Raw genomic sequence first — 25,822 nt, 5'->3', positions numbered from 1 at the left:
GATTTTACATTTTAATTGCACTTATTTGTGCTTAATTTCTGTTTGCATAGATTATAATTTTTATAATATTATATCACTCACTATTCAGTAAGTCATCAAGAATAATTGAAGTCTTTAGTGCTATAACGAGCAGAGGAAAGAAAATTATCCATAATTGATAATTTTCTTTCCTCTGCTCGTTATATAAGGGCGAGTAATATTTTATGCTTTGCTAAATCGAGGTAGATAACATTTTACGTCTTGTTACTTCTTTTTCCGTGAACAAATGACGCTCTGAAGTACAATAAAGAAGCAGAGCATTGCCGCACGTGTGATCTGTGGCCACCATGGATCCTGGCTACCTATTGCAGTAACGATTAGTAATACGATACCGCTTGTTAATACACCAAATAAAGTACCAAAGATATTACCTATTCCACCCGTAAGCAATGTTCCACCAATAATAGACGCGGCTATAGCATCCATTTCGAGGCCTGTTGCCTGCTGAACCGATCCGGACCGCGTGTGAAAAAGGTATATGAACCCCCCGATACCTGCAAGCAGACCACAAAGCAAATGGGCATAGAACCTAGTTCTCTTGACGTTTATACCAAGCATCATGGCGCTTTGTGAATTTCCACCCACGGCGTAAAAACTGCGTCCGAGCTTTGTCTTCTTTAGCAACAAGAACATCAAAAATACGATGATAAGTGCTACAATAACACCATACTCTAGCTTTGATTGAATAAAAACACCTTTTTTATTAATATCGCCCAATAATGGTATCAGTATTCTCGCACCCGACAACTTCTCAAATCCAGGGTTAATAACCTGTATCTGATTGACTTCTATCAGAGCAACTAAACCTCGACCTAAGAACATTCCTGCCAGAGTAACGATAAATGGCTGCATCTCCAGATACGCGATTAAAAACCCTTGCACCGCGCCGAACGTGATACCGATTGCCAAGGCCAAAACTAAAGTTGTTACAAAATCGAACCCATAATTATTAAGACAAACGATACAGGATGTACAAATAAGTGCGGTGGAACCACCTACAGAAATATCAATACTTCCTGTTATCATAACAATCGAAAGTCCGCAGGCAATTATGATCAGCGCGGCATTTTCGTTCAAGAGGTTAAAAAACATTTGAATCTTACTGAAACCTTTATCTCCAAGGAATATAATGGAGAGAATATAGAGTGCAATAAACAATGAAATAGTAATTGTCAGTAAGAAAGCTGTATCAGTCAGAGCCTTTTCTCGTTTCAGCTTGTTCTGGATAACTCCTATACTTTCGGTTCCCTGCGCTTTTTTTAAAAATAACATATTAACCACGCTCCTTTCCATCGCCTACGGCCAATTTGGAAAATTTGACTCTATTGCTGAAGAAACTTTTAACAATTGGAGTTTGAATGGCTACAAGTATAATAATTATTACAGCTTTGAATACAGGAACGGCATTTGTATTAACATTAAGTGTGGTCAACATAGAGGTCAAAGTCTGAATGGTATACGCTCCAATAATTGAGCCCATCATATTGAATTTGCCGCCACCGAGTGAATTGGCACCAAGGGCAACTGCCAAAATAACATCCATTTCAATACTAGGCACTATTGTGTACGGATTTACAGTCTGTACCCTGCTTGACTGAACAAAACCGGCAATACCAACGCAAAGGCCCATAATAACAAATGCCAAGAATTTAATCATTGCAGGATTAAGACCATTCAGGCTTGATGCTTTATCATTAATACCTACAGCCCTAGTGTAGAGACCAAGATTGGTTTTTTTCAACACGAGGAATGTTAGCGCGACAACAACAATCGTAATAAGTATTGGGGTCGGAACAGGAAATCCTGGAATAAAGTTGCCGTAATAACCAAATGAAGGCACAGCTTTGGGCTTAAGCCCACCCATAGCCATTGAGCCTATCGACCTTCCGGCCGTAAAGAGGATTAGCGTTGCTACCATAGGCTGTATTTTGAATTTTGCAACAAGTAAACCATTAAAAGCTCCACAAGCCATACCAGCAAGGCAGCCGAGTATGAATGCAACAATAATCGGTGCATGTAACATGGCTGGCTGGGTTTCGCTCCCGCACAGGACCCTCATAACCACTCCGCCGACTATCGCGACTGTAGCGCCTACACTGATGTCCTGACCTCTGGAAGCAGATGTAACGAGTGTCATTCCGATAGCAAGAATAACAAGTTCAGTCGCATTGCTCAGAATATTGATTAGATTCCCGATCAAGACATTATTACCATTACTGTCGCTGCCCATGCTAATTCTAAGAAAACCCGGATTGATGAACACATTAATTAATAGAAGAAATGTTAGAAACGCAATAGGTATAAACAATTTGTTTCTGATTAATGCTTTAAAAATAGATCTAAAATAGTTGGTATTAAGTTTATTACTATTTTTGGACATTATTACTTACACCCCCCGCTATGGTATACATTATTTTATCCTGTGTCATATCATCACCCTTTAATTCTCCAACTACATAAAGGTCACGCATAACAATTAGTCTGGAACAGGTTCGCAGCATTTCTTCAATCTCAGACGAAATGAATGTGATACTCATACCCTCTGATGCAAGCTTTAGCACTAGTTTTTGAATTTCAACCTTCGTGCCAATATCAATTCCGCGTGTCGGCTCGTCAAGAATAAGATAATCGGGATTAGTGAGCAGCCAACGAGCAAGAATTACCTTTTGCTGATTTCCACCGGACAATGAGTTGATTGTGGTATCCGATGAAGCGGTTTTTATGCCGAGCAGACTGATATACTCATCTGCAAATGCTTGCGCCTGAGCCTTAGAAAATGGCTTAAAGAAACCTTTCATAACCTGCAGCGCGAGTATGATATTCTCGCGGACTGACAAGTCACCAATAATCCCATCGCACTTGCGATCTTCGGAAAGATATCCAATTCCTTTCTTCATCGCTTTTATTGGCGAAGTAATTTTGACATTCTCGCCTTTGATTTTCAACTTGCCTTTCATGATCTTGTCTGCGCCGAAGATTGCACGCACGCACTCGCTACGCCCAGATCCGAGTAGCCCGGCATAGCCCGTCACCTCGCCCTTGTACGCAATGAAATTGAACGGCTTTATTCCAGAAGTACTAGAAAGCTCATGCGTTTCGATAATCACTTCTTTCGAGTCACCAGTACCAAGTTGCTCTTCGTTATGTATGTCAGCCAAATCGCCAAGTTCTTTGCCCATCATTTTGGCAACAAGCTCTACCCGAGGCAATTCCTTAATTTGATATTCTCCTACAAGCTCGCCATTACGTAGTACTGTAATTTTATCACACAGCTCATACACTTGTTCAAGGAAATGGGTAACAAAGATTATGCCTACCCCCCTGCCCTTGAGTTCGCGCATCAGGGTAAACAACTTGGTGACCTCTAGTTTATCCAACGATGAAGTAGGCTCATCAAGTATCAATACCTTGCAATCCATATCAATGGCACGGGCGATTGCTACCATCTGCTGAACCGCTAAAGAGCAGTTTGATAATTGCTGCGTTGGTTCTACCGCTATCCCCAAGCCTTTTAGAATGCTTTCTGCCCTGTTGTTGATTTTCTTCCAATTAACGATTAAATCATTGGTTCTGCCAATAAACAGATTTTCGGCAACCGTCAAGTTCGGGCATAAGGTAATTTCCTGATACACCGTGCTTATTCCGAGTCTTTGGGCCTCCTGAGTCGACTTGATATGAACTGGTTTATTGATTCCTTTAATGCAGATTTCTCCGGCATCCTTAAAATATACTCCGGTCAAAACCTTAATCAAGGTTGACTTTCCGGCACCATTTTCGCCCATCAAAGCGTGAATTTCACCTTCACATAAAGTGAAATCCACATTTTGTAAGGCCAGTACGCCAGGAAAGCTTTTATAGATATTCCTCATTGTAAGTACTTTGTCCTGCATAGTTATAGTCAAACCTCCGATCAGACACGATACCAAGATATCAAGATATCAAGACATTATCCTGTCAGTTCTATAATTTATTTTAATTTAATAAATACGCGGTACCAAAATCTGTGAAAATATCCACAGACCTGGTACCGTGTTTTACAATCAATATTTTTTTACTTGCTCAAAATCTCCGGATATTCAACAGAAACGATTATTAATATTTACGTGCATCAATAATGGCTTGTGTGATAGAATTAATGTCAAATGTTGTTTCATCAACATATGCATTCTGCTCAACCTTTTCCCCAGCCTTAAGACTATTAATAAGCTTAACAATACGAGGTCCATGGAGAGGATTACACTCTACATCAAGGCTGAATTTACCAGAGAGAACATTCTGAAGGCCCCACTTATTTGCATCAAAAGCGATAACTTTTACAGTACCATTTTTACCATATGTAATACCAGCAGCATCCATAGCAGTGCAAGCACCACGAGCCATGTTGTCGTTCTCAGCATAGATAACAGTGAATTTCGTTCCTGTAGCAATAAGATCAGCAACAGCCTGCTTTGCAAGCGTTTCGTCCCAACCTTTCATATTTTGGTTGAATACAATATCCCATTTGTTTGCTTTTGCGCCGTCTTCAATCGCTTTGGAACGACCGAGCTGAGCGGAAGAACCTGTGTCGCCACCAAGCACAACGATCTTGTAAGCATCGAGTTTTTGAGTCTTCAACCAATCAACTGCCTTATTGCCTTCAGCTAGAAAATCGGAACACACCATTGCTGTATAAAGATTCTCCGACAAGTCAAGTTTACGGTCAGCCATAATAAATGGTATTCCGGCTGTCTTAGCTGCCTTTGCCACATCTTCCCAACCAGCCGACTGTAATCCTAAAACAACAAGATAGTCAACCTCTTCTTGGATAAGCTGCTGTGCCTGTGAAATCTGTTTTGCGTGGTCACCCTCACCGAAAACCATTTTAAGTTCAAAACCAGCTGTCGCAAAAGCCTCGTTGAATGATTTTGTGTTTGCAGTACGCCAGTCTGACTCGTTCGCATTTGTCTGCACTACACCTACTGTGATTTTTTTGTCTTCTTTGGTGGCTGAAGTCTCAGCATCTTTCTTGCCACATGCAGCAAGTAGTGTAAACATGAGCATCAATACAAGAGCGGTAGAAAAAATTTTTTTCATAGATATCTCCTCCAATCAATTTAACCAAAACATTCAGTTCAGTTATAGGATAACTATATATAACTTATACACATAAAAATACGGAAATTAATCCTAACTTTGTAGTTTTTTTTACTGTACTTCTGTTGTGTTTCATTTTTGGTTGATAATTCTATGAATTATGTTTGTTATTTTACGTTTTAGCGTATGATATTAAATTTATTTTTAAAAAAAGAACAGGGTACATATTTCTACATACGCTGTTCTTGAAACCCATATAGTATATTATCTAAACTAAATCACATTGCTAATAGCTCCGCGCAAAACGTTCTATACCAGCATCTTTTGCTTCAAAAACCTGCTCTTTCACATAGGATATTTTCTCAAATGCTTCCCCTTTTTCTAAACATTCTATTATCTGTGCAATCCGTGGTCCCTGTAATGGATTACATTCAATATCCACATTAATTAATCCGGCTTCCATCATATCAAAAGCCTTTGATACCGCATCAAAAGAAATGACTTTAATCTTACCGTTTACCCCACATTTTAATCCAGCTTCTTGTATCGCCTCTATCGCACCAAACGTCATATCATCATTTTGTGAAACCAAAATATCAATATCATCAAATTTCTGTAAATACTTCAACATTACTTCCTTGCCCTTTGCCTTAGTAAAGTCACCATTTTCAAATGCAAGAATATTCCAATTCTCATGAAGTACGGCTATATCCTCAAATCCTTTCGATCGTCCAATCTGAGCCGTTGAATTTAAAGTTCCCTCAAGTACAACGATATTTATAATATCCGTATTTTGTCCACTCTCATCCTGCAATGTCACCTCCGAAAAAGGATCATTTTCCTGCAAAGCATCATACCCACTTTTCTGTTCCTTCAGATATTTTTCCAGCCACAGTCCAGCCGTCTTGCCTTCTGCATATTTATCAGTACCCACGCTTGCGACATAAAGACTCTCATCTTCTGTATCAATCATACGATCCAAAATTATAACTGGAATACCGGCTTCCCTTGCCTCATTCAACACCGTATCCCATCCAGTCTCCGTTACCGGAGCAATTATAATATAATCTACCTCTTGAAAAATAAAACTCCTTACATCCTTAATCTGATTTTCCTGGCTCTGTCTTCCATTAGAAAAAATCAACGAGAATCCATTTTCTTTTGTGAGTGCATTCTGGATAGATTTCGTATTTGCAGAACGCCAGTCTGATTCAGAACCTAGCTGGGAGAAACCAACAACAATCAAATCAGAATCAATATCTTCTGTATTTTCTGATTCACTATTTTGAAGGCTTTTCATCGGCATAAGACTCCAAGTAGCAATCACTATCAACCCAATAAAAAAGGCCCATAATATTATTTTGATTTTTTTATTCATATCCTACCTCAATTCGTTCATTCTCCTGCAGCCTTGCCGGAATTTTGATTATGATATCTGTGCCTTCTCCTTTTTTGCTTTGAATATCCAGTCTATACATATTACCATAGTTCAATTTGATTCGTTTATTGACATTTGCAAGACCAAAACCGGTACTCAGCTCGCTACCTGGCATTTCAACTTCTTTTCTTAAAGCATTTAACTCCTCTTCATTCATTCCTATTCCATTATCAATCACATGAAAACAGATGACCTCACCCATAATTTCACCTGTTACCGTTATTTTCCCTCTTGCCCTTAACATTTTAATACCATGGTATATAGAATTTTCAATGAGTGGTTGCAGAGTCATCTTCAAAATTTGATATCCGTATAGTTCTTCCGGGATATTAATCTCATAATCCAGAATATCTTTATATCGTGACTGTTGTATCTGCAGATAACTTTTAATATGTATTTCCTCTTCACGAATTGTAATGAAATCTTTTCCTTTACTCACAACAATCCTAAAAAATTCAGAAAGGGATACAACGATATCGATTGCTTCTTTATTTTTATCTCCTTCTATTAGCCAGATAATTGTATCTAATGTATTATATAAAAAATGAGGATTAATCTGCGCTTGTAGAAGCTTTGATTCCATATACCTTAAGTTTTCCTGTTCCAGCCTGATGCTTTTAACCTGCTGTTCCAGTTTGAAAGCCATATGGTTAAAGCTATCGGATAATATTGATAATTCATCATGATTTGCGCAGGTTGCTCTCGTTGTGAAATCTCCCCTTGCCACCATTGCAGTCTTATCGCATAACATCCTGATTGGTTTTGTAATGCTATCTGTTACAAGGATATTAACCAAGACGGATGCAATTATAATGGAATATAATGCCACTATCATGGTCTGAATTACATATTTCACCTGCTCATCTAGGCTCTGCCTTATCGCCTCAAAATTCTGGGTTTCATAATAAATATAATTCTGGATTTCTTCCTGAAACAGTTCTGTCAAAATATAGATATCAGATTCCAGCATTTTAATATTTTCTTCATAGTGGCCTGTCTGCTTCAGATTTTCACGTATTTCATTAATTCTATCCTTTAGGGTATCAAGATTGAGCAGAATACGTTTAATCCAATCAAGACTTTCTCTGCTTGATGTTATTTCCTGCAGATTAGTAAAACTGTCTTTTGCTGCTTCTATTAACTTATACGGATTTTTTAAATCGTAATTGTCATCAATGGATTCGAACGATTCTGCTTCAACAACGATTTTATACATGCTTTCGTCCATTTCCTGTTTGAAATTGAGGTTATAATTATTAGCTGAAGTAATCCTTCGTACTATCGTATCATATGCTGTACTATAATTATGCAGAGCCACAATCTGGTAAACCGATAGAATAATCATCGGTATGATTATGACAACGGATACCAAGAAGAGCTTCACCCTTAAAGGGTATTTGATTGGTTTTCCATTATTATAGTTTCTCATTCTTGCTCCAATTCGCCGCTTCAGCGGCACTCAAAATCAGGGATATGAAAGATTTATCTTTCATAATTCATCCTTACCCTGTAGCCTGTATTGTGATGGTGTACAATTCTGTGTCTTTTTAAATATGTAACTGAAATAATGGGAATCCTGATATCCTACTGAAAATCCAATATCAGTTATCTTTCTACCCGAACATCTTAAATAATCTTTCGCCTTTTCCATACGGATATCCGTTAGATATTCGATAAAAGTCATCCCAGTCTCCTGATTGAATAGTGAACTGAAATAATTGGGGCTGACATTAACCGTAGATGCAACCTTATCCAGCGTAAGATCACTCATTGAAAATTTTTGATGAATATATTCCCTTGCCTTTTCGATGAGAGCAACATATCTTTTCTGACTGTTCTTATTACGCAAATCAATTACTTCCTTTAGTATTGATTTATAAAATTTAGAGCAGTCCTCCAAGCTAGAAAGCTGCTCAGCGACAGTATTCATACTCTTAAGGCTTTTGTCTATCTTTTCCTTTGGATAATTAAGCGTTTTAAGGAATTTCATAATAACAGTATATCCATCCATTATGATATACTGTCGAAAAATGGCTGAACTGATTGCATTAGAACCGAATCCGTCAAAATAGCTGTCTACAAATCCATCAACATCATGTATGGTCCCCCTCTTCAAAAACTCTTCCAATAGATTCCTATCAAGCTTCTCAAGATTCAACTCACTGACATTAATCCGACTTCCCATCTGCGCCTTAATATTACGCACCTCATTATAAGATAAGAACTGATCCCTACTTTCAAAATAACGCATGGAAAAAGCACTGTTAGCATCGAGATATGACTGCCGTAAATCACGGACACGATAAACATCCCGACCAATTCCACCAAAATAATGTACCTTGTCATCACAGATATGAATTAATAAATCACACAATTTCTTGGTTAAAGCATTAATCTGCAATTCATTTTCGCCCAGAAGGATAAACGCCCAACCATCCATACCACGTTCAAATACTTTTATGTCAGCATATTTCGTTAGATCTTGCGTCATTCTTGCTTCACATTGTGCTATTTCATCAGAATATTCATACATATCTTCGTTTACTTTGAATTGAAATAGGAAAACGCAAAAAGCACTTGCCACCATATTGATTCCAAGTTCAACCTCCTGTTCAATAATCTGTGAAAGAGACATTTTCCCACTGACTAAAGAATGAAAAAAATCTTTTCTTTTTTCGCCCTGTTTCTGATAAACCAAATGCTTATACTGTTCCAGTATCTGTTTTTCATTTCGTTCCTTTTCAATTGCTACCGCTGCATTTTTAACTGCCTCCACCAACTTAATTGATATAACCGGTTTTAGCAGATATTCGCTGATGCCAATGTCAATTGCTCGTTGCGCATATCCAAAGTCACTATATCCGCTGATAATAATAATTTTTAACTGCGGCATATCTTTTTTTAATAATTTACTTAACTCAAGACCGTCCATGAACGGCATTTTTATATCTGTAATCAGAATATCTGGCTGTTCCCTTATTATCATCGGATATGCCAATTCACCGTCACTTTCATCCCCTACTATTTCAAATCCCTCTTCATCCCAGTGAATTATGTTCTTGATACCTTCTCGTATTATAATTTCATCTTCCACTAAAAAAACCTTATACATAATTTTCCTCCCCCGAAAAACTTCATAAAATATATATCTTAAGATTTAATACCGTCATCTATATATAATCAGGTACATTGTAATGAGTTTAACTTGTTAAAATGGTTCTAAAGCCAATCGTAGGGTGCAACCCAACGGAACTGCACCCCAACACTTAGCAATGAATACTATCATTAATTTTTTGATTAAAACACCACTACTGGAATGGTTACTCTCAATTTTTCTTATTTGACTTGTCTTTATATTATATAAAAATTATACGGAATTTATATTCTATTGTCAATTGGATTGTTAAGATTTTTCCACAACCATTGCCACCTAAAATCAAAAATACTATAGTCTTTTTTAGGATTCAATAGCAATATATACATCCATATAAGAAACACCGTCTTTTTCATACACTTTTTCAAAACATGACAGCACATCTTTTATTTGTTTGTGTTTGAAATTGTTTACATCCATATAGCGCATAAGTGTCTTATATGCATTAGGAATCAATGAAAATGGTGCCTTGAAAGGCTCTTTAATTGTAATGACTGCATATTGCTGATCGGTTTGTGTAATCACCTCAATCTCTGATGAAGTTGTAATAAAATCTTTGGGTATAATACACGCGGCTGCATACCCATGCATATGATACACATTTATTTGTTCCTGAGATACCTTGGGGAAATCCCATCCAATAATTTCTGGCTGTTCAATTTTGTAAGAAGAGGCCCAATCTTTGATATGCTTTATCGCATCATCTTCAGGCGAACCACTAATTACTACATATCTGGTATATCGGAATGGAAGCACCTTTTCTACCCGCATATTTGTATACGCCTCACTGTCTGAATTCATATTTTTCCTTAGCAATTCATCCAAGGAGCAAGCAAATAGATTGCACAGCGCGATAGCCTTTTCCATTTCTGGAAAAGCAGAATCTATTTCCCATTTTGATATTGTCTGTCGTGATACCCCCATTTTTTCTGCTAAATCCTCCTGCGTCATACCTTTACGCATTTTTCTAAGAAACTGCAAATTTTGTCCAAAACTCATTTCATTATTCTCCTTCCTATTTGATAAATACACTATACCAAATGGAAAATGGTAAATAAACCAACTTGCATTTTCTCTTTGACAAATAAATGCTACCTGAAGTTGCGCACATATATCCGTTCTATTTCTGAGTAGCGTATTCATTCTGTGGAACTGTTTACAATCAAATAATACCAACTCATATTAAGTGCACCCTTATGCTGAACAACAATTACTTTTTGTCCGCTTATAGCAGACTTATAACTTTCTTTATCAACTTCAATGTCAACATTTTCTTTCTGATTATCCCAAGGTGTTACAGTTACATATAAAGTTTGTGCCTTTCCTGATGTAACATATTTATCAACAATAGATACCCAATACCCCCGTGGCTTGCTAAAATCAAACGAACTATTTATATTGCAAAGAGAACCAAAAGTGAAGAAAATAATACAAAATGAAAATCCCAGTGCAATTGTTATCTTCTTTCTATACTCCTTTGTGAAAATAAAAAACGGTACATTAAAAATAATGGGTATTGCTGTAAGCAACGACCAAAACAATGTGCTATATTCATGATTGTGAAAACCCCAAATCGTGAACAAAAATGAAGGCGCTAACATTGCTGCCACGGTTGGTGAAAAATCATTTTTGGTTTCGCCACTAAAGCTTATCCTGTCATTATAGCGAATATATCTATAAATAGCTAAAACAGGAAAAATAATTGCGGCAGCCGTAAAAATAAAGCTTATGTATGTGGAAATCCAAAGCAGTAATAAACTAAGGTATGTAAGTGTCTTATAAAATTGCGTTCTTCTGTCGCCATTTTTGCACTTTTTGGCGAAACACTTGTAAAAAGGAGCTTTGGTGGGGATTTTATTAATAATGGATAGCCTTATCCCACTATTGTCACAATAAAATATTACAATTAACATCACCAAAAATAAGATGGGTTGCATTATAGATGTGGGAGTCTTCCAAGTAATCCATATCCATGCACACATGCCAAAAAGGCATAATAAAAAGCATATTATTACGCCGCTCCAATCAGAAAAACTATTCTTCTTTGCGATTTTACTTTTCATCTTCTTACCCCTATTATATTTCTTATAATCTTGCTTACATAATTGGAAGTTATTTGATAGTCATCAAATATATCACCAGAACAAAAATCACAAGCGCGCCCACGATACCGACGATTTGCGCTATCTTTCCCGAACCTATATGATAATCAAACTTATTCTTTTTGATTATCATATAAAGCAGAAGCACCTCCAACAAAATACAGATTCCTAATACAATGCGCAGCTTATATAAATTGCTACCTATTGTATCAATATAATACTGCTGGATTATATGAAATTCTAGACCATTTTTCGAAAACGTATCTTTCACTTCATTTAATCTGGTCTTGGCTTGATCCGGAAGTTCCTTGATTCTTCCCTTGATGATAACTTTTTCTGTGCTTTTCCAGACGGAATCAAATGATTCTCCAAAATTTTTATCCGCTCTTATGGTAATTGCGGTGGAATAGTCATCTGACAAAATCAGGTAATAGTATTCATTCCCTACCGGAATTAAATGGTCAATCTTATGATCAATTTCCAAAAATGCAGGTGACGCCGCCTCTACACTTCCCTCAAATAGATTTCCTTTTTCAAATGACTGTGTAAATACCTGATTCAATGATTGTTTATCGTTTTCGATGATTCCCCATACACCTGAAGCAATACAGTAAATTCCTGTGCCAATCACAATCAACACAAAGAGAAACATCTGTAGTGGTGTTACTTCCCTCTTATTTTTCATAATACTCAACATTTCCTACTTTCAGTAATATTTTTTTAAGTTAACTTTGCTGACTTTGAATATTAATAATAACTTTATTAACGATTTGTATTTATTTACTTTGCTCTAACTAATTTTATAATGAAAAATATCATTGATCCAAATTCTAAAATCAAAAATATAGGCAGAAACCACACGGACAATGATATTGCCTGGGAAGAATTTATAGTTAAATACACAAAAACTGCTACCGTTATTAATTTAACTGTATTCAATAAATTCTTTGTAATTCGATATACACGTTCTTTGTTTTCTTCTGTCACTGTAACACCTGTATTCCAAATCTGTGGAAATTTTTCAATTACTGTCAAAAATAAGTATATCAGCCAACCAATAATCGGAAGTATCAACAATTCACCCTTACTTCCCATTCTATCAATCTGCCCCATTGCATTATAATGGCCTGGAATCTTATCTGGAATAGTACTCCAATTTAGATATAAGTATATCGATACTCCTATTAGTAAAGTTAAGCATACTATTTCTACAAATATATCATACTTAGTCTTTTTCACTTTCATTATAAAAATCTCCTCCGTTTCAAATTATAGTTAATGCTCTAACATTAAGTCATTCAAATAATCTAATAATAGTGTTTTCAAAAATGCTTAACTGAACATTTACCTTTGTTCAAATACAATTGTCCAAATTTTGCCGCATCTTTAGGCGACATTGAGTCCTCATAAATTATTAATTACCATCGTCCCATATTTTTTCGATCACGATACTTTGCATCGTCCGTTTTCCATTTGCAATATTTTGTCTGCATGTTCTATAGTAGATTCACGGTGAGCAATTACAAGGCTTGTGCAGTTCTTCATCAGCCTGTTAAAAGCTTCTTGTATAAGCTGTTCAGACTCATAATCTAGTGCCGAGGTGGCTTCGTCTAAAAGCAAAATAGGTGCATTTTTAATAATTGCTCTTGCAATTGCAATACGCTGGCGTTGTCCGCCCGAAAGCTGGCTGCCACGTTCACCAACCAGTGTGTCATAGCCGTCTTTAAGGTTAACTATAAACTGGTGTGCATTAGCAGCTTTAGCAGCCTCGATTATATCCTCGTCAGTAGCCTCTGGTCTACCGTAACGAATATTTTCGGTAATCGTTCCATCAAACAAAAATGCATTTTGCGGTACATACGAAATTTTACTTCTCAGTTGTTCTAGGCTATAATCACCTATCGATTTACCATCTACCATGATTGCTCCGCTTGTTGCAGGGTAAAACCCAAGCAGTAGCTTAGCAACTGTTGATTTACCACTGCCGCTTTCGCCAGTAAGAGCAACTGAATCCCCTTGTTTAACAAAAAAGCTTAAGTCATTTAAAACGCAATCATCCTCACCATAGCAAAAGGTTACACCGTCAAACTCTATCATGTTAGTCGTCTGCTTAGAGTCCATTTCATAACGCTTTTCTTCTTCTTGCTCGTCTATTATTTCGTATATAATGTCTACCGTTGCAAACGAGCCAAGCATAGCTCCCCAGCTTCGCCCAAAGTTAGTAAATATCCAAGAAAGCCTACCTTGCAACCCAATAATACCTACAACAGTACCTATAGAAACATATCCGTAAACCGACATTACTACACCAATTATAACAAATACAACATTAATAATAAAGCCAAAAAATTCATTCGAGCATTCTACTATAGCACTATTTTTAGCTCTTTTTATAATGTCGCCATAAAGCTCAGCATTTTCTGTAACATAACGTTCGGAAATGCTTTTCCCTTCTCTAAACATTTTAATTTCACGAAATCCCGCCAATATGTCCGAAAGTTTAGCCGAAAGCCCAGCAGTGTTTTTCTGAATATCCTTACCAATTGCACGCTGTGGTTTTGAGAGCACAGTTGTAACCTTAACCGATAAAAGCCCTACTATAATCATCATAGTACCCAAACGCCAATCCATAATTAAAATAGTAACAATTGCTGTTATACCTGCCATTAAGCTGTATACAAACCTTGGTATTATATTAGATAGTGCTCTTTTATAATCTTCTACAGCATTGTTAAGACGGTGTATGCTTTGCCCGCTGTGGTGTGTATCAAAATACCTAATTGGTAGGTTTTGTAGGTGCATAAACATTTTCAAACGTATATCATGCATAATATCACGCATACACAAGGTTTCTATAAGGTGAATACGATTTGATATTATTGCCATTAGAAATATGGGTGCAGCAAAATAAACCGATTTAATAAATTGGCTGTTATCACCCTTTTGTGCCGCATCAAGCATATTCTTTATCATGAATGCAAGCATTGGGGCAGCTAGATTTTCTACTAGCCTGCCTATAAACAAACAGCTAACATAAGTTTTTCTTTTAACATTTATTAATCCTATGAATTTTTTGATTTCTTTCAATCTTTTTATATCTTTCAATTTTTTTATATCTTTCGTTTTTTTCATTATAAAACCTCCTCCGCATTTAATGCAGCTGAGTAAAGCCTTGCATAAAGTCCATTTTTCATTAGCAGCTCCTCGTGTGTACCCTGCTCCCCAATTTGCCCTTTATCTAGCACTAAAATAACATCTGCATTTTGTATGGTCGAAAGCCTATGCGCAACAACAATTACCGTTCTGTTATTGCTTAAATTGTCTAATGCTTGTTGAATTTGTAGCTCGCTTTGTCTGTCCAAGCTTGCTGTAGCTTCGTCAAGTAGCAACACCGGTGCATCTTTTAAAAATGCACGTGCAATAGACATTCTTTGGTTTTGTCCACCTGAAAAATTGCCACCTCGTTCTTCTACAATTGTATCATAGCCGTTTGCAGAATCATTTATAAACTCGTCGGCAAACGCAAGCTTCGAGGCTTCTATTATCTCTTCACGTGTTGCTTTGTCTCGTCCAAGTCCTATATTGTCGGCAATTGAGATAGGAAACAAATACGACGTTTGAGAAACATATGCTATTTTATCACGCATAGTGTCTATATCCCAATCCTCAACATCTTTGCCCATAAAGCTTATACTGCCACTTATAGGCCTGTAAAAGCCACACAACATATTTAATATTGATGATTTACCGCCACCGCTTGGCCCCACTATAGCAACTGTCTGCCCTTTGTAAACTTCAAAGCTAAGCTCATTAATAACAGATACATTTTCGCTATATTCAAAACCTACATTTTTAAATTTCACAATAGGTTCTTTTTGCAAATCAATGTAATCTTTGCCAATATAGCTACCGGAATGTTCAACCGGGTAGTCTAAAACCGTAAACACACGCTCTGCGGCTACCAATGTCGCTTTTGCCTCAAAAAACATATAAGACATATCCATTAATGGACGTAGTGCTAAACCAAGTACTGCATAAAACGCAACTAGCGAGCCCAAATCAAGTCTGCCAATTATGCTTAAATATCCGCCTAAAATCAAGCAACCAAGCGTAGCAAAATTTTGGGCTAATTGAAATGCCAATTGCCCGTTAATAAGGTTTTTATCATTCGTTTTTGCTTGGCTTGTAGCATATTCAAGCTTTTTTTCGTAGTCTTTGTTTAAAGAAGGCTCGAGGCAAAACGATTTTACAATTGCAATACCTCCAATCATATCGCTTATTGAGTTATTAAGTTGTCCCATGTATTGCATATACTTTTTCGAGCCCGCTTTAAATTTGGTCGAAAGCCTATATCCTATTGTAAAAAACACAGGATATGTAATAAAGCTAGTTACAAAAAGCAAAGGATTAATCAATATCAAGTATATTGCGTAAAAAACAATCATAAATGGTATAATTAATGTATAGTTTATACCATTCTGTAAAAACCCCTGAATAGTGTTAGTATCATTACTAAGCTTAGACATTATCTCACCTGTTTTGTTATGGTCTAGGTACGAAACAGGTAGCTTTGAAACATGCTTAATACTGTCATCTTTAATCGTACGCAGTACGGCGTTAGAAAACATATTTGCTGTAATTTCGCTTAAATAAACAAATATTATCATAATAGGCAAAAATATTGCCGCTATTATAGCATACAGTTTAATTGTATTAAGGTCAGAGGTTTGTGCTGCGTTTACTATTCTTCTAAGTATCTCTGAGTTAATTACGCCAATTAAAGCAGTTGCTGCTGTGCTTACTAAGGTTAAAATAACCATATGTTTATGCTTTGAAACATATGTTAACAGACGTTTAACTTCTGACGATTTTTGTTTTTTTGTCACTTCTTTTTCCCCCAATTTCTTTTCATTAATCATTCGTTATATTTCCTTAATTTGTAAATCCTCTCCAAATTGAATATGTATTATCATTTCTATCTTTAATCAATATTCTGTATATATCTACATCGAGGATAATTTGAACAACCATAAAAACTCTTTCCAGCATTCGAACCCGTTCTTGCTACACGTTGCATAAGTTTTTCGCTGCAGCGTGGGCATATTAAAGGACTATTACTATTATGAACTTCTTGGATTGGTTTCTTCTCTGCCATCTTGTATTTAACATTGATCTTTTCCACATGAGCCGCTTTAATTGCCCCATCAACATTAGTCAGTACTTCAAGTCTTTCGTAAACTGCATTTATTTTTTTCTCGTCAAGTTTATCCTCCGAATCATCCCACATATTACGAATAACTGCATATAATTTGTCTCGTTTAATAACATGAATATCTGAACTTTCTATCGTTACTTTTTTCAACTCGCATCGTTCAGAGAAAGTAACAATAGAAAATAACGGAATATCGTCATTTAAAAATTGTCCCAGCCATTTTATATGAGTTCTATTTTGTTTGACTGGATTATAAAATTTGTTTTTTTCCTTATTTGGCAACATTGCGGTCCAATATGAAGATTTTTCATCGCCAAAAATCCACCCCGAATAATTCTTGCTTTCTATAACAAAAATACCTTTTTGTGTTATAAATACAACATCTATCTCTGATGTTTCACCATTCGTTTTTGGCACATAAATATTTCGCAGAACCTTACCATTACGGCCAAACAACTTAACAAGATTAAGCTCTCGCTCCGTTAATTTTTCGCCACGCTTACCAGCCCAGTCCGCATCAAATATAGTATCTAATAATAAGTCTATAAGTCCTTTTGACATTTCTTCCCCCATTTTCAAATATGATCCACTCGATTTGCTCATAATAAATGATTTGTATACATTGATGGTTAACTAATATTTTCCGACTCAAAATCTATAACTAATCCCACATATAGTTGATGAACCATTTCTCCTAACTCCTCCTGCAAAATATCAAATGACCGTTTCCCTGTACAATGCCCAGTATAAATAGCCTCGACACCTGTCATTCTAATTCTTCGCGCAAGCTCTCTGACTTCAGTTTTGGATTTATTATAAATATGAAAACCACCAACTAATGCTTTAATTCTTTTACCAGGAAAGGTAGCGGCAACTTCATTAATGATATTATCCGCTCCACCGTGAGAACAGCTATTAAAGATAACAATACCTGATGATGTTTCAAGAACAAGACTTTGCTCATGAGAAAAATCATCCGGCTTCCAGCCTTTTTCACTACGTATGTACATCATGTTTTTCTTACCAATTTCTGAAAGTCTATCCGTTTTATGTGGAATCAATGATGCCCCAGGAAATAGGGTATAATCTCCCTTTACGTAAACAATGCGCTCATTATATTCATTCAGCACGTTCTTGGGAATACCTATATATTTATGGAAAATCCACTTTTTCATATAGCAATTTTCTTTACAACCATACCGTAAATAAAACTTTGCCTTATCATTTGTCTTAAAAAAATACTTCATACCATCTGCATGATCATAATGTGCATGAGACAAAATAGCATAATCTGTATTTTGAATATTAACCCCAAGTCTTCTTGCATTCTCTAAAAACAGTCCTGATGCACCAGTATCAAGCAATATGTTCTTTTCGCCATACTCGATATTTATGCATAATCCCCATTCTCCCGATATATTCTCCTTTGAAATGTTATCAACAACAACTGTAGCTTTCATAATGTAATTCTCCTTTTTCGTACTAATACTAATTCCTATTTTTCAGTATGTTATATAAATAATATATCTTTAGGATATCCAACCAAGTTCACCCTCTGCATTCTCTTGATTAACATGAATACTTACCGCGCCAATATGCATAGCCTTCAAAATGATAGCAAATTCATAATAATCATAGTAAACAAAGAGAATTAAATTGCATTAATTACTTTTTGTATACTCTCTTCTAAATTACGATTATCAACTCTTATAACAGGGCATGTCACTTTTTTTAGCCATGCTTCATGTTTCTGTAGACTTCGCCCGTTTTTTGTTCCCAAATCATATGCGGATGCCCATTCAATGAAATCCAAACTTTTTTGATACCGGTCTCCCCCAATCAACATTCTATCACCGTATCTTTCATATTCTCGTTTCTTTAATCGTTCCATTCTAATATCTTGTGGAACATATACAAACACCACCAAATCAAATAATGGCAATAGCATTTCACCCCAGCCAGTAATTGAGAAGCTTAGAATCCACTGATTATGAGATTGAAAATCATTCTGTATTAAGCGCATACACTCTTGCCTATCTCTTACCATAGTAAATGGATCAGTAGTAGGTAACCAAAAATAATTATCTGAATCGAAATTCTGGTAACCTATTTTTTTGCAAATTCCTTGTGCAATTGTCGTTGTACCAGAGCCCGAAGCACCAAATATATGGATATGTTGTTTCATATGAACCTCCACGTCATGAATTTTTTTAATAATTCCCGGCTATAATTCCGTGTGTGTAATAACTCCATAATCAAAAATATCTTTGCTAGTAAAAATAATAAAAATATTAATCCAATTATTAACAAATTTATATTTTATATAATTTACACTTTATTATAACGTCCTCGAATCTTAAGCAAAATGAAACTTATTCTTTCCATATATGTGGCAATAAATCTTCTAATGTCAAAATTCCAGAATCTAATTGTATCTGAGTTCTTAAATTTTCATAATTAATATGATACATAAACTCTCTGCATCTTCCACAAGGTGAAACAATACCTTTTCCATCGCATACTGTCACTATTTTTTCAATTCGACTTTCACCCGCAGTTAACATTGCAGCAATTGCCGCATGTTCCGCGCAAAAGCCCATCGAGCATGGTGTATCAATGCACACTCCTTTGTAGACATTCCCATTATTGGTTACTAACGCTGCTGCAACAGAGCCAGCATAAGAATCATCCGATAATTTTCTTGGATTTAATGTTTCATTAGCTGTTCTTATTAATTCTTCAAAATTCATTTTTTTCCCCTTTACAAAATTTAGGTTAACTCTCTAGTAAACTCTCAATAACCCGAAAGTTGTCTATTGTTTCTCTTTCAATTGAAATTTAGCTCTTTTTAGAATCTATAATTATATCTGTTATTTTCTTAATAGATTTATTGATTTCATTTTCTTCCCAACCTAAGTTCCATCCCTTTTCATTAAGAATATCTGTAACTATGTATATAGCTGAAGCCATACATTTTCTATACTTAGCTATTGTAAAAAGACCAACGCCTTCCATTTCCACACATAATGCCCCCTTAGCGCGATAATCTAAAACTTGTCCCCAAGTTTCACGATATCCTGCATCGGTTGTCCAGTGTTTTCCTCTCTTAGCCTCTACAAAACTATTTTTTAACAAAGTGCCTAGTTCATCTGTTAATATTTTAGATGTTTCTATAAAATCTTGGTCAAATTCATAGAGTCTTGCAACAGCTGTATCATTATATGCACCGTCTGTAATAATAACTTCTCCAATACTCATATCTGGTTGTAAACCACCAGCCAAACCAACATGGATTAACTCTTTAGCCCCACCAGCAATTAAATCTTCTGCTTGTATAGCAATTCCTGGTGAACACATTTTCCCCTTAATAAAACCTATATCTAGATTATCATTAAATACATATAACTTACCGCCTAAAGGATACTTATAAGTTCCACATTTTTTTACTAACATAGCTTCAAATATGCTATCAGCTAATAAAAAGACTCTTTTAGGAATTTTAATATTATCTAAATCAAATCCTGCTTTTTTTAATTCAATACGAATCAAATCTTTTGGTTCTGTCATTACATAATCTCTATCCATTTTTTCCCCTATAAAATTTATGTATTTTTACATTTCATTTTTTACATTGTTGTTTCATTGAATTTTGATATCATAACCGCTTTTTTATAGTTCAGACACAACTTGCAAGAACAGCCTTTTCAAACGAGTCTAGCACAATTATAAAATACCCGTGTGTTTCCTACATTTGATAAGAAATATTCTACCATCTTTTGAATACACATTCATGTAAAAATTTCCAAATTCATATTTTTCTATATTTTGTATTAATATCTCTTCAACTTCCAATGGTCTTTTATCCAAAGAAGCGAAGACAATTTCTGCTTCACAATTTATGCATGCGAATATTTTGGAAAATATAGTTTTTCTGTTTCAATACGTTCCATTTGTTCCCCTAAGCAAAATAATCTGTAATCATTTTTACCATTATACGGCTGTGATTCAACTAAATCAATATCCTCTTTACATGGTGTAAATCCGAGAATCACGTTAGCATACTCTCCCTTAATATGGGCCAGTATCTGTTCTAAACGAATTTTTTTCGTACAGATTACACTCTGCAGATAAAGTGTGCCTTTCTGTTCTTCCATGACTACATAGCAATCCAGTTTTATACTGTAATAGACCTTTTTCATTCCTGAAGTATGGAACATCTGCAAACCATATTTGTTTTTCTGTTCCAGCGTAGCATTAACAGCACTATTTCGCACTGCATACGTATATCCACTTTTTTGTAGTTGATTTTTTGAGTCTACCAATTGAAAATAATCTAACGCTTCTAGTTTATTTTCATTTTCCTGATGCATCATTCTTACATCACTTCTCAATATATACTGATACTGCATCCCTCTGGAAAAGCCCATCTTATCATAAAATCCCAAAGCACTAAGATTTCCAAATAAATAGATACCATCACAAATTTCAATATAATCTGCAATCACCTTCTCCATCAGTTCTCTTGCATATCCTCGATTTCTAAATTCCTTACCTGTCATTACAGTCCCAATTTGTATGTAATATTTTTCTATCCCATTTTGTATAAACTTCATCTGGTTCACAGATACATTTGCTATCACTTTACCATTTTCTTCATAAGAATACGGGATGTACGCTCCTTCGTAATATCCGTTCTTTACCCAATTCTCAAAATCGAATCCAAAGTTTTCTTGGGTTAACACATTTAATGCATGACGCAGAGTATCATCACGCATATAATCTTTTACAAACCTCATTTTGTTTTACTTCCTTATCCTTGATTGATGGTCATTCAATTTCTTTTCATTACTTTTGTTCTTATCCTATAGCTTAAGTACCAGCTCTTCAGCATATTTGACAATTTCCTCTGGAAATCCAATATACCCAAGAAGTTTGATAGCATTTTTTGATTTAGATACGCCCATCTTTACTTTGTAATCAAACAAAATATCTTCTTTCTTCCAAACTTCACTAAAATGAAAATTCTTGAATTTTCCATCCAACATTTCCGAAATCTTGATATCATGTGATGCCACAATTGCAAGACAATTCCTATTATTTAAATAGTTAAGTATAGCGACTGATGCAGCAATTCTTTCCTCAGTATTTGTGCCTCTTAAAATTTCATCCACGATACATACGGTGAGCTTGTCCTCATTTAGCTGAGTTACTATTCTTTTTAGATAATTAATCTCTTTTATGTAATAGCTTTCACCTGATATAATATCATCTCTTACTGCCATTGAAGTTAAAATATTTGCATATGGTATATTTGCACTTTTTGCCAATGCCATATTAATGGATTGTGCGAGGATCATGTTTATCGCAACAGCTTTGATATAGGTTGATTTTCCAGATGCATTCGATCCAGTTATTATGTAATTTGACTCCATTTTAACGTCGTTACAAACTGGATTACTAATTAATGGATGGTACATCTGAGTAAAGTGAATGGTATTATCTTCATGGAAACATGCTTGACAATAATGCGGGATACTCGCCCTAAACGATGCAATACTTATAGTGGCATCTATCTCCCCTATATATGTATAAAGTTTCATGAATTCGTCTTTGTTGACCGTAAGCATTTTTACAATCCTGTTGAAAATATGAAAATCCCACAAAGTACTGCCTATCAAATAATCAGCGATTAACGCCCCCATATCACCTGACGATGCTGTTTCCATCTTCCTCTGGATAATTGCAATTCGATTGACTGCTTTACTCATTCCTTTCGCACTTTCAATACTTTCTTTCGCTAACTCTCCATCACCTAGTTTATACTTCTGTATCAGCGTATTGGCAATTACCACGACATTAACAACCGATACAAGCATTCCAAGTTGTAACTCAAAACGCTGTTTCCCTAATGTATAAAGTGCCACATTAATCAGGGCTATTATGAAAAGAATATACTGGAACGGCTGATTTAGGGTAATTGCCAAAATCAATGAACCTGCCAGAAGAAAGCTCATTACTTTGTAAAACCAAATGTTCGTTATCTTGAACATATCGATATCATTGATGAACTGAGGCAAATAATAGCTGTACTTCCGTCTTCCAATGCTTTCCAAAAGCACCTGAACATCTTCTCTTCGCTTCGTATCCGCCAAAAACTCTTGGATCATCTTCTCTGTTTTTTCAAATTCTTTACCATCATGGTCAATAGAATGTAGCCTTCTATAAAGTACCTGCTCCCCAATAAACGAATTACAGTTATTGATTCTTGAATAAACTTTATCCATATCCAGGTCATTCCATGTAATTTCGTCTATGTCTAATTCTTTTCTCTCGCTATCAATCAGATGCCCGACATCCTCTCGGACAAATTCTCTATCCGGAGCAGTACCAAACCGAGTTCTAATTCTATAGAGCATTTTCTTCCTATTTTGAGACTTAGAATACCTCATAGCAAATATAAGACCAACTACTGCAATTACTCCTAATATTATATAATTCATAATCCCCCCCCCCTTTTTGAACTAGAATGCCTGTAAATAATAAACTATTTATCTTTTCGTAATAAGGCAGCCGCAATAATTGCGCTATTAGAAATACATGTCATAACCACTACAAATATAATTATAATAATCCCTTTTATTTTTTCTGTAGTCGTTGAATAGCCTATACCTGACATTAAAAAAATAACAGTTATTGCAAGCGCTGTGACAATACAAAACAAAGCAATCATAAAATTATCAATTTTTATATTTTTTGACTCCATCTGTTCAACTGCAACTGTGATATTTTCTTCTGCCTCCATTTTATAATTTTCCTCATTCAATCTTTTACCTGAAATAATTTCATTAATGCTGATTTTATATATATCACTTAATCGTTTTAAACATTCAATAGGTGGCATATAATTTCCTGTTTCCCATCTTGAGACCGTCTTATTTGTCACAACAAGTCTTTCACCGAGTTGTTCCTGCGTCATATTATTTTGCTTTCTAAGCTCCTTTAAAAACATACCGATTTTTTTTGTATCCATGTGTGATATCTCCTCTGCACTTTATATAACAACTATACGAAAGTTCTTTGTGAAAATACATCCCATATATGGCGATATTAAATAAAATCAGCAAATTCCACAAATATCGCGATAGACAAAATGATTCTATAAATTCATATTGAACAAAATCGCTGCGCAATAGCCTACTAAGGCACATATATCATAAAGACGATACTCACTTTAACGGTATAGCAGATATTAGTTCGCGGTATAGTTGCTCTGTATTTGTGCTGTTACGAAGACTAATATATACATCTTTCTTTTCAATGCGCTCTATCTTTATTGTGGGTGATGTCTTCGACTGTACAAATAGCAAAGTTTTACCATTGATATCTGATTCAAAATTTCCTTTCAACGTTTCTCCGAAGCCACCGTATCCGTCAGTCCTTGTACCAGCACCGATATTGTCCATGCTTTTCTCTATAAGAGATATATTGGTAATTTCTGAAAAATCAATATTTACACCATACATGGCTTTTATTTGTATGCTATTGTCAAGAATGTTCACAACCGGATTTTTTAAGCCATAATACTCCATTGTGCCTACCAAAACAAATATTATTAACACAAAGCCAATAATAGCGATAATAACCGCTTTGGGCGTCTTTGCTGTTGAATCACTAATTTTATGAGTTGTTGATGTGCTTCTATATTTTTTGTAAATCACATTATAAGCGATGATTAAAGCAATAGTGCCGGGAGCGCAAATAATTACTAATAAAATCACCCCTATTATGATATTAAAAAGCGATACTATTCCTATCATAACCATACAAACGGTGTAAATTAACCACATCAAACCATTCGCGCGGTTATACGCAGGAATATTAGTTATTTCCTCTGGATTTACGGTACTTCCTGACCAAAAGTGTATTGGATTTTTACTTTTGAATGCCCAAATTGCGATTGCTCCAAAAGATAATGAACACAGCAAACATATAGCTGCAAAAAAAATATTTGAAAACGACATTACTTGCTCCCCCTTTTTTAACTAGAAAATATTTAATGTTCTGATTACCAAATTCTTGTTTCTATGTTACTTTATGCACTCATAATATTATCTGTTGTAAATATAATGGGAAGTTCATTACCCTGCAAAATGGAATTTGTCACAACCACAACTTACCAAACATTCTTATGTATTCTTTCAGTTATAGAGTATTCTATTTGCTCCACAAATGAAGCATTTGCACTCGCTTTTCCCACAGCTATAAAACACGGCATTAGGTAATCCTCTGGAAAATTCAAAACTTTTCTTGCCCAGTCTCCCTCATCTCCTAACGGAATACGCAAGGCTGATGTATATCCCTCAGCAGTTATTGCTAGAAACATATTCTCAATACAACACCAAATGGATGCATAACCATTCAAGTGCGAAAGATTTTCAGGATGCAATATATCTATCTTTTGTTTAAGCAATGGAATAATCACACAAGCTGCCTCTGCTAACATTTGATACTGTTTTGGGATTGCATCTTTGTAAGCATTTTGTTGACAAGTATCATCTAAGTTCCAATCTCGTAATATTGCACTGATTTCCTCATCAGATATTTGCTCTGGTATTTTATTGATCAATTTAACGACAGTATTCTTATCCTTAATAACAATAAAATGCCAATCTCTCATGTGGTCATTTGTAGGTGCCTTCATTCCTGCGGAAATAATTCTTTCAATGACTTCATCATCTATGGACTCATTTTCAAAATCTCTAGTTGTTCGTCTTGAATTAACTACATCATAAAAATCTTTCATA

General features: G+C 35.4%; 23 protein-coding genes. All 23 read right to left on the bottom strand.

Going from position 1 to position 25,822, the window contains the following annotated elements:
- Window positions 1-243: 243 nt before the first annotated feature.
- The 23 genes from BMY18_RS19065 to BMY18_RS18955 all read right to left on the bottom strand — a co-directional run bounded on the left by BMY18_RS19065 (window position 244) and on the right by BMY18_RS18955 (window position 25,821).
- Window positions 244-1,311: an ABC transporter permease subunit gene (locus BMY18_RS19065; RefSeq protein ID WP_092457678.1), complete on the bottom strand. Its 1,068-nt coding sequence runs from the start codon at window positions 1,309-1,311 to the stop codon at window positions 244-246.
- 1 nt (window position 1,312) lies between these two features.
- Window positions 1,313-2,419 (bottom strand): ABC transporter permease, encoded by a 1,107-nt coding sequence (locus tag BMY18_RS19060; protein ID WP_092457676.1) that lies wholly within the window; start codon window positions 2,417-2,419, stop codon window positions 1,313-1,315.
- The gene (locus BMY18_RS19055) at window positions 2,406-3,929 is read right to left on the bottom strand and encodes a sugar ABC transporter ATP-binding protein (RefSeq protein WP_092457673.1); all 1,524 of its coding nucleotides are present in this window, start codon (window positions 3,927-3,929) and stop codon (window positions 2,406-2,408) included. The genes BMY18_RS19060 and BMY18_RS19055 overlap by 14 nt, the downstream gene beginning before the upstream one ends.
- Before the next feature lie 202 nt (window positions 3,930-4,131).
- Complete coding sequence (locus BMY18_RS19050) at window positions 4,132-5,079, bottom strand: substrate-binding domain-containing protein (RefSeq protein WP_170841498.1); 948 nt, start codon at window positions 5,077-5,079, stop codon at window positions 4,132-4,134.
- Between the two features lie 319 nt (window positions 5,080-5,398).
- On the bottom strand, window positions 5,399-6,490 hold the full coding sequence (locus BMY18_RS19045) for an ABC transporter substrate-binding protein (protein WP_092457668.1): 1,092 nt from the start codon (window positions 6,488-6,490) through the stop codon (window positions 5,399-5,401).
- Window positions 6,483-7,979, bottom strand: a complete 1,497-nt coding sequence (locus BMY18_RS19040; RefSeq protein ID WP_092457665.1) for a sensor histidine kinase — start codon at window positions 7,977-7,979, stop codon at window positions 6,483-6,485. Before BMY18_RS19040 ends, BMY18_RS19045 begins: the two co-directional genes overlap by 8 nt.
- 60 nt (window positions 7,980-8,039) lie before the next feature.
- A complete protein-coding gene (locus tag BMY18_RS19035) occupies window positions 8,040-9,662 on the bottom strand; it encodes a response regulator (RefSeq protein WP_092457662.1) in 1,623 nt (540 codons plus the stop codon).
- A 345-nt stretch (window positions 9,663-10,007) separates the two neighbouring features.
- The gene (locus BMY18_RS19030) at window positions 10,008-10,703 is read right to left on the bottom strand and encodes a helix-turn-helix domain-containing protein (RefSeq protein ID WP_092457732.1); all 696 of its coding nucleotides are present in this window, start codon (window positions 10,701-10,703) and stop codon (window positions 10,008-10,010) included.
- 140 nt (window positions 10,704-10,843) lie between these two features.
- Entirely contained in the window at window positions 10,844-11,767 is a 924-nt protein-coding gene (locus tag BMY18_RS19025) for a hypothetical protein (RefSeq protein WP_092457659.1), read from the bottom strand.
- A 49-nt stretch (window positions 11,768-11,816) separates the two neighbouring features.
- Entirely contained in the window at window positions 11,817-12,491 is a 675-nt protein-coding gene (locus BMY18_RS19020) for a hypothetical protein (RefSeq protein ID WP_092457656.1), read from the bottom strand.
- A 95-nt stretch (window positions 12,492-12,586) separates the two neighbouring features.
- Window positions 12,587-13,051, bottom strand: coding sequence for a DUF1648 domain-containing protein (locus BMY18_RS19015; protein ID WP_092457653.1), 465 nt, complete (start codon window positions 13,049-13,051; stop codon window positions 12,587-12,589).
- Between the two features lie 198 nt (window positions 13,052-13,249).
- Complete coding sequence (locus BMY18_RS19010; RefSeq protein ID WP_092457650.1) at window positions 13,250-14,938, bottom strand: ABC transporter ATP-binding protein; 1,689 nt, start codon at window positions 14,936-14,938, stop codon at window positions 13,250-13,252.
- Window positions 14,938-16,725 carry an ABC transporter ATP-binding protein gene (locus BMY18_RS19005; protein WP_092457647.1) on the bottom strand — a complete coding sequence of 596 codons (1,788 nt, stop codon included), beginning with the start codon at window positions 16,723-16,725 and terminating at the stop codon, window positions 14,938-14,940. Before BMY18_RS19005 ends, BMY18_RS19010 begins: the two co-directional genes overlap by 1 nt.
- 62 nt (window positions 16,726-16,787) lie before the next feature.
- Window positions 16,788-17,579 (bottom strand): NERD domain-containing protein, encoded by a 792-nt coding sequence (locus tag BMY18_RS19000; RefSeq protein ID WP_092457644.1) that lies wholly within the window; start codon window positions 17,577-17,579, stop codon window positions 16,788-16,790.
- A 68-nt stretch (window positions 17,580-17,647) separates the two neighbouring features.
- Complete coding sequence (locus BMY18_RS18995) at window positions 17,648-18,478, bottom strand: MBL fold metallo-hydrolase (RefSeq protein WP_092457641.1); 831 nt, start codon at window positions 18,476-18,478, stop codon at window positions 17,648-17,650.
- 191 nt (window positions 18,479-18,669) lie between these two features.
- Window positions 18,670-19,203, bottom strand: coding sequence for an AAA family ATPase (locus BMY18_RS18990; protein ID WP_092457638.1), 534 nt, complete (start codon window positions 19,201-19,203; stop codon window positions 18,670-18,672).
- Between the two features lie 187 nt (window positions 19,204-19,390).
- Window positions 19,391-19,768 (bottom strand): cytidine deaminase family protein, encoded by a 378-nt coding sequence (locus BMY18_RS18985; protein ID WP_092457635.1) that lies wholly within the window; start codon window positions 19,766-19,768, stop codon window positions 19,391-19,393.
- Window positions 19,769-19,856: 88 nt separating this feature from the next.
- Window positions 19,857-20,603, bottom strand: a complete 747-nt coding sequence (locus tag BMY18_RS18980) for a nucleoside phosphorylase (protein ID WP_092457633.1) — start codon at window positions 20,601-20,603, stop codon at window positions 19,857-19,859.
- A gap of 311 nt (window positions 20,604-20,914) precedes the next feature.
- Window positions 20,915-21,814 (bottom strand): GNAT family N-acetyltransferase, encoded by a 900-nt coding sequence (locus BMY18_RS18975; protein ID WP_092457630.1) that lies wholly within the window; start codon window positions 21,812-21,814, stop codon window positions 20,915-20,917.
- A 66-nt stretch (window positions 21,815-21,880) separates the two neighbouring features.
- Window positions 21,881-23,518 carry a MutS-related protein gene (locus tag BMY18_RS18970; RefSeq protein ID WP_092457628.1) on the bottom strand — a complete coding sequence of 546 codons (1,638 nt, stop codon included), beginning with the start codon at window positions 23,516-23,518 and terminating at the stop codon, window positions 21,881-21,883.
- A gap of 44 nt (window positions 23,519-23,562) precedes the next feature.
- Window positions 23,563-24,048 carry a helix-turn-helix domain-containing protein gene (locus BMY18_RS18965; protein WP_092457625.1) on the bottom strand — a complete coding sequence of 162 codons (486 nt, stop codon included), beginning with the start codon at window positions 24,046-24,048 and terminating at the stop codon, window positions 23,563-23,565.
- A 196-nt stretch (window positions 24,049-24,244) separates the two neighbouring features.
- The gene (locus BMY18_RS18960; RefSeq protein WP_092457622.1) at window positions 24,245-25,039 is read right to left on the bottom strand and encodes a hypothetical protein; all 795 of its coding nucleotides are present in this window, start codon (window positions 25,037-25,039) and stop codon (window positions 24,245-24,247) included.
- Window positions 25,040-25,191: 152 nt separating this feature from the next.
- Window positions 25,192-25,821, bottom strand: a complete 630-nt coding sequence (locus tag BMY18_RS18955) for a nitroreductase family protein (RefSeq protein ID WP_092457619.1) — start codon at window positions 25,819-25,821, stop codon at window positions 25,192-25,194.
- Between the last annotated feature and the right edge of the window lies 1 nt (window position 25,822).

The organism is [Clostridium] fimetarium, from assembly GCF_900111235.1.
GTDB lineage: Bacteria > Bacillota > Clostridia > Lachnospirales > Lachnospiraceae > Clostridium_N > Clostridium_N fimetarium.
Note: the sequence above shows the minus strand (reverse complement) of the source record. Positions and strands in the feature narration are given on the sequence as shown.